An 11182-nucleotide genomic window follows, 5' to 3' on the forward strand; every position below is an offset into this window, starting at 1 on the left:
GCGCGGACGCGCCGGGGGCACGGCCGTGATCTGTGCCACCCGCGCGGCCCAGGGCCGCGGCCCGGTCCCGCTCGGCCGTACGCTGACCCGAGGAGTCCCAGGGGCCGGCGGAGGTCACCACACCGGCGGCCAGTGCGAGACCGGCGGTGGTGGCGCCCGCGGTGTAGTGCCAGGTCTTCGGCCGCGTGACCCGCGTGACCCGCGCGACCTGCGCTTTCCCTGCTCGGGCGAGCCGCGCGATCCGTGGTTTCGCGACTGCGGCGGTCCTGCCCAGGCGCGGTCGTACGGCATCCGCGATCCGCACCACATGCGGTCTCGCGGCCCGCCAAGGACGCAGCTCCGGCACGACCACCAGCCCCTTTCGCGATCACACACCTGCGTGAGGGACACTTAACCACCAGAACTATGTGTTGATCATGGAGGAGCCACCGGTGGAGTTCGACGTCACGATCGAGATTCCGAAGGGTTCGCGCAACAAGTACGAGGTGGACCACGAGACCGGTCGTATCCGCCTGGACCGGCGACTCTTCACCTCGACCGCCTACCCGACCGACTACGGCTTCGTCGAGAACACCCTCGGCGAGGACGGCGACCCGCTGGACGCGCTGGTCATCCTGGACGAGCCGACCTTCCCGGGCTGCCTCATCAAGTGCCGGGCGATCGGCATGTTCCGGATGACGGACGAGGCCGGTGGCGACGACAAGCTGCTGTGCGTGCCGGCGACGGACCCGCGTGTGGAGCACCTGCGGGACATCCACCACGTGTCGGAGTTCGACCGCCTGGAGATCCAGCACTTCTTCGAGGTCTACAAGGACCTGGAGCCCGGCAAGTCGGTCGAGGGCGCCGACTGGGTGGGCCGCACCGAGGCCGAGGCCGAGATCGAGCGGTCGTACAAGCGCTTCAAGGACCAGGGCGGTCACTGACCCTTCTGATGCTCACGGGCCGCACGCCTGCGCGTGCGGCCCGTTCGCCTGTATGTGCGCATACTGAGGCTGGGGGTACTGAGGCTTACGTGTCGTACAGGGAGCGCCAGGCAGTGACGGACGCGGAAGACCGCAAGCCGAAGTCGGACGAGGCCAGGAGCATGTTCCTGCCTCCGGCGGGGGCCGCCGTCGACGGGGACATGTCGACGACCTCGGAGTTCGCGATCCCCGAGGGCTTCGCCGTGCCCAGGGCGACCGGTACGGAGTCCGAGGTTACGTCCGAGTTCGCTCTGCCGGAGGGGCTGGACGTCTCGCAGGTGCCCTCGGCGGAGCCGGAGGGGTCGGCGTTCACGCCGCCGAGCACGTACAGCGCGAAGCACGCCCCGTCGGCGTTCACCCCTCCGAGCGGGATCCCCGTGGTCAGCCTGACCAAGGACGTGCCCTGGCAGGACCGGATGCGCACCATGCTGCGCATGCCGGTGGCGGAGCGGCCGGCGCCGGAACCGAGCCAGCGCGGCAGCGACGAGTCCGGGCCCGCCGTGCCGCGCGTGCTCGACCTGACGCTGCGTATCGGCGAGTTGCTCCTCGCGGGCGGTGAGGGCGCCGAGGACGTCGAGGCGGCCATGTTCGCCGTCTGCCGGTCGTACGGCCTGGACCGCTGCGAGCCCAATGTCACCTTCACGCTGCTGGCGATCTCGTACCAACCGTCGCTCGTCGACGACCCGGTCACGGCGTCGCGGACCGTGCGCCGCAGAGGCACCGACTACACGCGGCTGGCGGCCGTGTACCAGCTGGTGGACGACCTCAGCGACGACGAGACGGCGGTCTCCCTGGAGGAGGCCTACCGGCGGCTCGCCGAGATCCGCCGTAACCGGCACCCCTACCCCGGCTGGGCGCTGACCGGCGCGAGCGGGCTGCTGGCGGGTGCGGCCTCCGTGCTCGTCGGCGGTGATCTGATCGTGTTCGTCGCGGCCGCGCTGGGGGCGATGCTCGGCGACCGGCTGGCGTGGCTGTGCGCGGGGCGCGGGCTGCCGGAGTTCTACCAGTTCACGGTGGCCGCGACGCCGCCGGCCGCGATCGGGGTCGCGCTGACCCTCGGCCATGTGGATGTGAAGGCCTCCGCGGTGATCACCGGTGGGCTGTTCGCGCTGCTGCCCGGGCGGGCGCTGGTGGCGGGGGTGCAGGACGGGCTGACCGGCTTCTACATCACCGCGGCCGCGCGTCTGCTGGAGGTCCTGTACTTCTTCGTGGGCATCGTCGCGGGTGTGCTGATGGTGCTCTACTTCGGCGTGCAGCTGGGGGCCCGGCTGAATCCGGACGCGGCGCTCGGGATCTCCGACGGTCCGCTGGTGCTGATCGGCGCGTCGATGCTGTTGTCGCTGGCGTTCGCGGTGCTGCTTCAGCAGGAACGATCCACCGTGGTGTGGGTGACGCTGAACGGCGGTGTCGCCTGGATCGTGTACGGGGCGATGCACTACGCGGGCGACATCTCGCCGGTGGCGTCCACGGCGGCGGCGGCCGGGCTGGTGGGGTTGTTCGGGCAGCTGTTGTCCCGGTATCAGTTCGCTTCGGCTCTGCCGTACACGACCGCGGCGATCGGGCCTCTGCTGCCGGGTTCCGCGACGTACTTCGGGCTGCTCGCGATAGCGCAGAACAAGGTGGACGAGGGGCTGGTGTCGCTGTCCAAGGCGGTGGCCCTGGCCATGGCGATCGCCATCGGGGTGAACCTGGGGTCCGAGATCTCGCGGATGTTCCTGCGGATCGGGTCCGCGGAGAAGCGGCGGGCCGCCAAGCGGACCAGGGGTTTCTAGCGCCCTTTGCCTGTGGGCTCGGGCTTCCTGTCCGTTGGCGGCCGCGAGGCGTCTGTCAGTAACCCCCGTTGTAAGGGGGCTGGCCCTCGCCCTGCTGGGTGCCGTAGGGCTGCTGCCGGCTTCCGTACGGCTGCTGCTGGTTTCCGTAGGGCTGCTGCTGGTTTCCGTAGGGCTGCTGCTGGCCGTAGCCCGGGGCCTGGGGGTACTGGCCGTAGTACTGCTGGTCGTTGTAGCCGTTCTGGTTGCCGTGCGGGTGAGGCTGGTCGTCCGGGGTGATGCGGCGAAGCTGGGTCGTCGCGTCGTCCATGACGGGGGGGTGGGGCTGGGACGCCGGGGCCTCTGACGCGGCGCGCTTCTTCTTGGAGCGGTCGCGGAGGTACTCGATGATGATCGGGACGACGGAGAGCAGGACGATCAGGATGAGGATCGACTCGACGTTCTTCTTGATGAAGTCGATCTGGCCGAGCCAGTAGCCGGCGACGGTGACACCCGTGCCCCAGGCGATGCCGCCGATGACGTTGTACGTGACGAACGTGCGGTACTTCATACGGCCGGCGCCGGCCACGATGGGGGCGAAGGTGCGCACGAGCGGGACGAAGCGGGCCAGGACGATCGCCTTGGGGCCGTACTTCTCCATGAACTCGTGGGCCTTGTCCAGGTTCTCCTGTTTGAAGAGCTTGGAGTTCGGCCTGTTGAAGAGCTTCGGGCCCAGGAACTTGCCGATCATGTAGCCCACTTGGTCGCCTACGACGGCGGCGATCACGATCAGCGTGCAGACCAGCCACAGCGGCTGCGTGATGTAGGTGCCCTCGGCCACGAAGAGACCCGCCGTGAACAGCAGGGAGTCACCGGGCAGGAACGCGAAGAGCCCGGATTCGGCGAAGACGATGAGCAGGATGCCGGGCAGGCTGAACGTCGAGATCAGATAGTCCGGGCTGAGCCACTCGGGGCCGAGCGCAAGCGTGGTCACGGGGATGTGGCTCCTGCTGCTTGGGGGGACGGGCTGGGGCTGGCTGCTTCAAAGTATCAACGCAGCCGTGATGGCCCAGGTTCCATGGGGTACTCAGGATGCACTGTCGGCCGTCCCGGACAAAGCTGTGAACCATGGGCATCGATGAATACGGCGGCGGACAGGGCCCCCGGCCCGACGTCCTCGTCGTCACCACGAACGACGTACCCGGCTACCGCGTGCAGAAGGTGCTCGGTGAGGTCTTCGGCCTGACCGTGCGCTCCCGACATCTGGGGAGCCAGATCGGCGCCGGACTGAAGTCGATGGTCGGCGGCGAGCTGCGCGGTCTCACCAAGACGCTCGTACAGACCCGCAACCAGGCCATGGAGCGACTCGTCGAGCAGGCGCGCGCGCGTGGTGCCAACGGTGTGCTCGCGTTCCGCTTCGACGTGACGGAGGCGGCGGACGTCGGCACGGAGGTGTGCGCGTACGGGACGGCCGTGGTGATCGAGCCCGAGCACACGGGGTGACCGCAGCCTCCGCGGCGGCAGCCGGAGGCCCCTCCGTGTGGTGAGTGGCGCCGAAGGCCGGCACAAAGCGGTTGAGGCCCATGAACTGCCCGATTCCCAGGTGGAACAGCGTCATCGAGCCGGGAAACGCCTTCACCGCGGGCCTGGGCAGAACGAAGACCAGGGGGAAGGAGACCTCCGCGGCGATCGTTCTCCAGGTCACGAGCTTTCCCGCATCGGGTACCTGTGCAGGAGGCCGTAGACGCGCTGGTCCCCGGAGTCGCGCCCTTTACGGCCTCGGAGGAGTTGGCACCGGGCGAGAGGTGGGAGGCCTGCTACAGCGGTTGCGGAAAGCTCCGCAACCACCCGCGTTGGTTAGTCAGACAGCCGCACGGTAACGCCTCAACAGAGCTTGTGGGGAGCTTCGTTGGCTCGCACCAAAGCGATATGGACTGGGCCATGGATTTTGGGCGCCGATTTATCACCCCGGGCCGGGACAGCGGGAGTTGACGAGACCTCGAACGAGGGCGCCCCGCACCAGCCGGGACGCCGGAAATCGAGTGGCGCCGGATCGGATGTCAAGTCGGGTACCTCACCTATCCCGAAACAATGCCGGAGCTCGGAGGGCGCGGCCAGGTATCCAGGCATTCCGTGCACACTGGGGCCCGGCGGGGTGGCCGAAGGCCCAGGGGTGGGCGAGCGCGGCGCCTACCCCAGCAGGCCGTGCAGCACGCCGGTGAGCAGCAGTCCGGTGTGCTGTTCGGCGACACTCGCCACCGATCCCACGCCGTTCGCGGCCTCGACTCCCGGGCTCGCGTTTTCCATGTGCCTCGCCACGAGCGCTCCCTCCGCTTTGCCGACGGTCACGGCGAATGTGCACGCGCCGGAAAGACAGCACTGCCACACGAGTTCCGTCGTCAAGGTGTTCGAAAATAACACCCCATGCGGCCTGAACTTCCGAGCTAATTGACCGGCGAGCAGGGGCCCGCCCAATGACCGGGGAATTTCAGCGGGCCGGCGAAAGTTAATCGCTCTTCCGATGGGCGGGCACAAGCGTGTTTCCCGTTTGTCCACTTTGATCCGTTTATCGTGTGCCCGTGGTCCAGGACTCCGCGCGGCAGGCTCCCTCCGTCACCCCCGCGACTGCCGCCCGCGCCTTGCTGCCGTCGATCCTGCCCGCCCTGGCCGTGGGGGTGGCGTCCAGCCTGCTTCTGGTGGGAGTGGAAGTCGCCGCCGAGGAGCTCCAGGACGTGCTGTGGCGGACGGTGCCGGACGCGCTGGGGGTCGGCCGGTACTCGGTGGCGTGGATGTTCGGGATGCTCGTCGCGACCGGGGTCGCGGTCGGGCTGGTGGTGTGGAAGGTGCCGGGCCACGCGGGCCCCGATCCGGCCACGGTCGGCCTGGACGCCCCGGTCCTGCCGCCTGCCGTGCTGCCGGGGTTGCTGCTGGCGACCGCGCTGATGCTGGCCGGCGGGCCGAGCCTGGGCCCGGAGAACCCGATCATCGCCGTGAACGTCGGCCTGGCGGTCTGGCTGGGCGGCCGGGCGCTCCCCCGGGCGCCGGGCAGGATCTGGCCGGCGCTGGCGGAGGCGGCGACGATCGGCGCCCTGTTCGGCACGCCCGTTGCCGCGGCCCTGGTGATCTCCGAGGTGCTGGCCCGGCAGGAGACGCGCGGCCTGCTGTGGGACAACCTGTTCGCGCCGCTGACCGCCGCCGCGGCCGGTGCCCTGACCGCGACCCTCGTCGACCACCCGAGCTTCGACCGCGACCTGCCGTCCTTCGGCCGGCCGGGCTGGGCGGACCTGTCGGCGGCTGTCGTGGTCGCCGCGGCGGGTGCGCTGCTCGGCATGGGAGCCGTGCGCGCCTTCCCGTATGTCCACGCGGCGTTCCGCCGGCTGCGGCATCCGATGCTGATGCTCCCGGCGGGCGGGGCCGTGCTGGGGTGCCTCGCCGCCCTGGGCGGCCATCTGACGCTGTTCAAGGGGCTCGACGAGATCGCCGAGCTGGCGCACGACCCGGACGGCCGGTCGGCCGGTGAGTTCGCCGTCCTGACGGTGGTGAAGCTGGCCGCGCTGCTCGTCGCCGCGTCCTGCGGTTTCCGCGGCGGGCGCATCTTCCCGGCCGTGTTCGCCGGCACCGCCCTCGGTCTGTGCGCGCACGCCCTGGTGTCCGGGGTGCATCCGTCGGTGGGTGTGTCCGCCGGTGTGCTCGGGATGCTACTGGCCATCACCCGGCAGGGCTGGATCAGTCTCTTCGTCGCCGCGGTGCTGGTCGCCTCGCCGGGGATCCTCGCCCTGCTCTGCGTCGCCTCGCTGCCGGCCTGGCTGCTGGTGACCGGGCGGCCGCAGATGCAGCTGCACCCGGACGGCACGCCCGTCCGCTGACACCCGCTCTCGAACCCGTCCTGGAGGCTCCCTTGCCGCTCAACGAAGGCCCCCGTCAGCCCGGCGAGCGCCGACTGTCCGTCAATCCCTTCTACGGCCCCGCCAACCCGCTCGGCGACATGGCCGAGGCCCCGCCCACGCACCGGCTCCCGGACCAGCCCCTGGCACCGGCGACCGCCCACCAGCTGGTGCGCGACGAGCTGATGCTGGACGGCAACGCGCGGCTGAACCTCGCCACCTTCGTCACCACCTGGATGGAGCCGGAGGCCGGGGTGCTGATGGCGGAGTGCCGTGACAAGAACATGATCGACAAGGACGAGTACCCGCGCACGGCCGAGCTGGAGCGGCGGTGCGTGGCGATGCTCGCCGACCTGTGGCACGCGCCCGACCCGGCGGCGGCAGTGGGCTGTTCGACGACCGGGTCGAGCGAGGCGTGCATGCTCGCCGGGATGGCGCTGAAGCGGCGGTGGGCGCGGCTGAACGCCGACCGGTATCCGGGGGCCCGGCCCAATCTGGTGATGGGCGTGAACGTGCAGGTCTGCTGGGAGAAGTTCTGCAACTTCTGGGAGGTGGAGGCCCGGCTGGTGCCCATGGAGGGCGAGCGGTTCCACCTGGACCCGCAGGCCGCGGCCGAACTGTGCGACGAGAACACCATCGGGGTCGTCGGGATCCTGGGCTCGACCTTCGACGGGTCCTACGAGCCGGTCGCCGAGCTGTGCGCGGCGCTGGACGCGGTGCAGGAGCGGACCGGGCTCGACATCCCCGTGCATGTCGACGGGGCGTCCGGTGCCATGGTCGCGCCGTTCCTCGACGAGGACCTGGTGTGGGACTTCCGGCTGCCGAGGGTGGCGTCGATCAACACCTCGGGGCACAAGTACGGGCTCGTCTATCCGGGCGTCGGCTGGGCGCTGTGGCGGGACGCGGACGCGCTGCCGGAGGAGCTGGTGTTCCGGGTGAACTACCTGGGCGGCGACATGCCGACGTTCGCGCTGAACTTCTCCCGGCCGGGTGCGCAGGTCGTGGCGCAGTACTACACGTTCCTGCGGCTGGGCCGGGACGGCTACCGGGCCGTGCAGCAGGCCGCGCGGGACGTGGCCACGGGCCTCGCCGGGCGGATCGAGGCGCTGGGTGACTTCCGGCTGCTGACCCGGGGCGACCAGTTGCCGGTGTTCGCCTTCACGACTGCCCAGGACGTGACGGCGTACGACGTCTTCGACGTCTCACGGCGGCTGCGCGAGAGCGGCTGGCTGGTGCCCGCGTACACCTTCCCGCCGCACCGGGAGGACCTCTCCGTGCTGCGGGTGGTGTGCCGCAACGGCTTCTCCGCCGACCTCGCCGAGCTGCTCGCCCAGGACCTGGAACGGCTGCTGCCGGAGCTGCGCCGGCAGCCGCGCCCCTTCACCCTGGACAAGGGCACGGCCACCGGGTTCCATCACTAGCGGCTCAGCCGCCCGAACCTCCGTACCGCCAGCGGGAAGAACACCGCCAGCAGGGCGAGGGGCCAGACGATCGCCGCCCACGCGTGCCCGGACTCCGCGCCGGGGGTGCCGAACAGGTCCCGTACGGCCGTGGCCGTGTGGGACATGGGGTTCCACTCGACGACCGTGCCGAGCCAGCCGGGCATGGTGTCGGGGAGGGCCAGGGCGTTGGACAGGAAGCCGACCGGCCAGACCAGGATCTGCACGGCCTGGACCATCTCCGGCTTCCCGGCCACCAGCGCCAGATAGATGCCGATCCACAGCATGGCGAACCGGAACAGGAGCAGCAGGCCCACAGCGCCCAGGAAGGCCACCGGACCGCCGTGGACCCGCCAGCCGAGCGCGGCTCCCACGCCGATCAGCACCACCAGGGCCAGCGCCGACTGGAGCATGTCGGCGGCCGAACGGCCCACCAGCACCGCCCCGTTGGCCATGGGCATCGATCGGAAGCGGTCGATGACGCCCTTGTCGAGGTCCCGGGTGACGGCGATCATCGTGCCCTCCAGGCCGAAGGCCATGGTGAGCGCGAGCATGCCGGGGATCAGGTAGTCGCGGTACTCGCCGCTCACCCCCCGGCCGCCGCCGATCAGGTAGCCGAACATGAGCAGCAGCATCACGGGGAAGATCAGGTTGACAACCAGCTGGACCGGCTGCCGACCCCAGCGGGCGAGTTCCCGGCGGGTCATGGTCCAGGAGTCGGTCAGGGCGTAGGCGGTCACGCTGCCTCCTTCACTCGGCGGTCGTCTCCGGTGAGGTGCAGGAACACCTCGTCCAGCGTCGGGCGGCGCAGGGCGACGTCCTCGGCCTCGATGCCGGCTTCCTGAAGGGCCCGTACGACCCCGGAGAGCGCCTCCATGCGGTCGGTCACCGGGGCGCTCAGCAGGCGTCGGTCGGTGTCGACGGCGACCTGCGCGAGGGGCAGCAGGGCGACGGCCGCGCCCAGTTGCCCCGCGTCGCGCAGGACCACGTCGATGCGGTCGCCGCCGGTCTCCGCCTTCAGCTCGTCCGCCGTGCCCTCGGCGATGACACGGCCGGCGTCGACGACCGAGATGCGGTCGGCGAGCTGGTCGGCCTCCTCCAGGTACTGCGTGGTGAGCAGGACCGTCGTACCGCCGCCGACCAGGGAGCGGACGGAGTTCCAGACCTCGGCGCGGCCGCGAGGATCGAGGCCGGTGGTCGGCTCGTCCAGGAACAGCACCTCCGGTTCGGTGATCAGGGAGGCCGCGAGATCCAGGCGGCGCCGCATGCCGCCGCTGTACTGCCGGACCGCCTTGCGGCCGGTGCCGGCCAGGTCGAAGCGCTCCAGGAGCTCGTCGGCACGCGCGCGTGCCCGCCTCGCGCCCAGATGGTGCAGCCGGCCGAACAGCTCCAGGTTCTGCCGGCCGCCGAGTTCCTCGTCGAGCGCGGCGTGCTGGCCGAGCAGGCCGATGCGCAGCCGTACGGCGTACGCCTCGCGCACCACGTCGTGCCCGGCCACCTCGATCCGGCCCGCGTCGGGTCGCAGCAGCGTGGACAGGACCCTCACCAGGGTGGTCTTGCCCGCACCGTTCGGGCCGAGCACCCCGTGCACCGTGCCGCGCGCCACCCGCAGGTCGAGCCCGTCCAGCGCCTTCTTGTCGCCGTATCTCTTCTCCGCGCCTTCGACGGTGATCGCCGTGTCGGCCACAGACACTCCCTCGCTAGTCAAACTTGACTACAGGCCCAAAGGTAACCCCGGGCCCTCCATTCGTCAAATTTGATTAGTGGTCGTCCCCGGGATGCCGCTCCCCCGTCGCGTACGGGTTCTCCTCGTCCTCGGCCAGCACGCCGACGAACGGGTCGCCCTCGTCGGCGAAGGTGTAGGCGCCGCCCTCGATGCGCTCGATGAGACCGCGGGTCCACTCGGCCTCGGAGTCGGCCGTGTGGACCCACATGTTCATGATCTCGCCGATATGGCCCAGCTGTCCGGGCCCCTCCTCGGGGACGTAGTGCTCCAGGACGGAGGCCCGCCACTGCTCGATCCGCAGGGTGCGCTCCTTCAGCAGCGCGACCGCCTCCGCCCGCGGCAGGTCGACGACGAAGCCGACGGCGGCCGTCTTCACGTCCCCCCGCTGGTCGTACGTGACCAGCGCCTCGCGCAGCAGCCGGAAATACTCCTCGGTCCCCTGCCCGGTGATCTCGTACTCGGTGCGCGGCGGGCCACCGGCCGTGGACGGGGCGACCTCGTGCGCGTGCAGCAGTCCCTGCTTCGCCATCTGCTTCAGGGCGTGGTAGATCGAGCCGGGCTTGGCGTTGGACCACTCGTGCGCGCCCCAGTACTCCAGGTCGTTGCGCACCTGGTAGCCGTGGGCCCGCCCGTGCATGCGGACCGCGCCGAGCACGAGGAGACGGATCGCTGACATGGGGCCAGCGTAGAACCACAGGAGGTCAGTCCCAGGAGCTGCCCTGCTCCTTCGCCACCAGTTCGAGGGCGGTGACGCCGTCCAGCGACTCACGGATGATGTCGGCGTGGCCGGCGTGCCGGGCCGTCTCGCGGATCAGGTGCAGGCACAGCCAGCGCAGCGAGAGCCACTCGTCCTTCGGGTTCCAGGACGTCTTCGCCAGCAGGAAGGTGTCGTCGAGGCTGGGTGCCGAGCGGATGAACGACTCCGTCTCGGCGGCCACCTTCTCGTAGTACGCGAGACAGGCCTCGACGGTTTCGCCGTCCACCAGCCGGAAGCACTCGTGCCAGTTGGACTCGTCCCGGTGGACGGCCGGCGGCTCGCCCTTGGCCCGGGCGATCCAGCCCTGCTCGACCTCGGCGACGTGCTTGACCAGCCCGGCGAGTGACAGCTCGCTGGCGCTGGGCGTGCTGACGGCCTGCTCGTCGGTCAGCCCCAGCACCGCCCGCCGGATGCCGCCGCGCTGCTCGGCGATGAAGGAGAGCAGCGCTCCGCGCTCGTCGCCGTGTGTCTCCGCGGGAACGTGAGTGACCATGACCGCCGCCTTTCGCCGGATCCGGGGACCTCCCCCGACACCGACGAAGCTACGGGCCCTTGCGGTCAGGTTCTGTCCGCAAGGGCCCGGCGTTTCGTACGAGGTCTAGAACCAACGCCGTTCAGTTAGGGCGGGGCTGGGGGTGTCAAGGGCCGCTCGTGAGCATGGCGATG

10 protein-coding genes and 1 pseudogene are annotated in these 11182 nt (G+C 70.4%); 5 read left to right on the forward strand and 6 right to left on the reverse strand.

Going from position 1 to position 11182, the window contains the following annotated elements; all coding sequences use genetic code 11:
- Positions 1 to 352, reverse strand: a pseudogene (locus AOQ53_RS17405) (D-alanyl-D-alanine carboxypeptidase/D-alanyl-D-alanine endopeptidase); the annotation flags it as partial.
- Between the two features lie 79 nt (positions 353 to 431).
- On the opposite strand from AOQ53_RS17405, the gene AOQ53_RS17410 reads away from it, so the two are divergent.
- On the forward strand, positions 432 to 923 hold the full coding sequence (locus AOQ53_RS17410; RefSeq protein WP_031487466.1) for an inorganic diphosphatase: 492 nt from the start codon (positions 432 to 434) through the stop codon (positions 921 to 923).
- A 113-nt stretch (positions 924 to 1036) separates the two neighbouring features.
- Positions 1037 to 2734 carry a threonine/serine exporter family protein gene (locus AOQ53_RS17415; protein ID WP_059418331.1) on the forward strand — a complete coding sequence of 566 codons (1698 nt, stop codon included), beginning with the start codon at positions 1037 to 1039 and terminating at the stop codon, positions 2732 to 2734.
- 55 nt (positions 2735 to 2789) lie between these two features.
- Here AOQ53_RS17415 and AOQ53_RS17420 read toward each other — a convergent pair whose 3' ends face one another.
- Complete coding sequence (locus AOQ53_RS17420) at positions 2790 to 3704, reverse strand: DedA family protein (protein ID WP_059418333.1); 915 nt, start codon at positions 3702 to 3704, stop codon at positions 2790 to 2792.
- Positions 3705 to 3838: 134 nt separating this feature from the next.
- On the opposite strand from AOQ53_RS17420, the gene AOQ53_RS17425 reads away from it, so the two are divergent.
- From AOQ53_RS17425 to AOQ53_RS17435, 3 genes are all read left to right on the forward strand, one after another.
- Positions 3839 to 4213: a YbjQ family protein gene (locus tag AOQ53_RS17425; protein WP_059418334.1), complete on the forward strand. Its 375-nt coding sequence runs from the start codon at positions 3839 to 3841 to the stop codon at positions 4211 to 4213.
- Between the two features lie 1076 nt (positions 4214 to 5289).
- Positions 5290 to 6576, forward strand: a complete 1287-nt coding sequence (locus AOQ53_RS17430; protein ID WP_059418335.1) for an ion channel protein — start codon at positions 5290 to 5292, stop codon at positions 6574 to 6576.
- Positions 6577 to 6608: 32 nt separating this feature from the next.
- Positions 6609 to 8015 carry a glutamate decarboxylase gene (locus AOQ53_RS17435; RefSeq protein WP_059418336.1) on the forward strand — a complete coding sequence of 469 codons (1407 nt, stop codon included), beginning with the start codon at positions 6609 to 6611 and terminating at the stop codon, positions 8013 to 8015.
- On the opposite strand, the gene AOQ53_RS17440 is transcribed toward AOQ53_RS17435, so the two are convergent.
- The 4 genes from AOQ53_RS17440 to AOQ53_RS17455 all read right to left on the reverse strand — a co-directional run bounded on the left by AOQ53_RS17440 (position 8012) and on the right by AOQ53_RS17455 (position 11009).
- Positions 8012 to 8773: an ABC transporter permease gene (locus AOQ53_RS17440; RefSeq protein ID WP_059418338.1), complete on the reverse strand. Its 762-nt coding sequence runs from the start codon at positions 8771 to 8773 to the stop codon at positions 8012 to 8014. The genes AOQ53_RS17435 and AOQ53_RS17440 overlap by 4 nt on opposite strands.
- Positions 8770 to 9720, reverse strand: coding sequence for an ATP-binding cassette domain-containing protein (locus AOQ53_RS17445; protein ID WP_059418339.1), 951 nt, complete (start codon positions 9718 to 9720; stop codon positions 8770 to 8772). The genes AOQ53_RS17440 and AOQ53_RS17445 overlap by 4 nt, the downstream gene beginning before the upstream one ends.
- A gap of 73 nt (positions 9721 to 9793) precedes the next feature.
- The gene (locus AOQ53_RS17450; RefSeq protein WP_059418340.1) at positions 9794 to 10435 is read right to left on the reverse strand and encodes a PadR family transcriptional regulator; all 642 of its coding nucleotides are present in this window, start codon (positions 10433 to 10435) and stop codon (positions 9794 to 9796) included.
- 25 nt (positions 10436 to 10460) lie between these two features.
- Positions 10461 to 11009: a DinB family protein gene (locus AOQ53_RS17455; protein ID WP_059418341.1), complete on the reverse strand. Its 549-nt coding sequence runs from the start codon at positions 11007 to 11009 to the stop codon at positions 10461 to 10463.
- Between the last annotated feature and the right edge of the window lie 173 nt (positions 11010 to 11182).

Source organism: Streptomyces azureus, from assembly GCF_001270025.1.
GTDB lineage: Bacteria > Actinomycetota > Actinomycetes > Streptomycetales > Streptomycetaceae > Streptomyces > Streptomyces azureus.

Excerpts from the sequence above, each read along its gene's own strand:
- AOQ53_RS17425 (WP_059418334.1), top strand. The coding sequence starts at position 3,839 with ATGGGCATCGATGAATACGGCGGCGGACAGGGCCCCCGGCCCGACGTC.
- AOQ53_RS17450 (WP_059418340.1), bottom strand. The coding sequence starts at position 10,435 with ATGTCAGCGATCCGTCTCCTCGTGCTCGGCGCGGTCCGCATGCACGGG.
- AOQ53_RS17455 (WP_059418341.1), bottom strand. The coding sequence starts at position 11,009 with ATGGTCACTCACGTTCCCGCGGAGACACACGGCGACGAGCGCGGAGCG.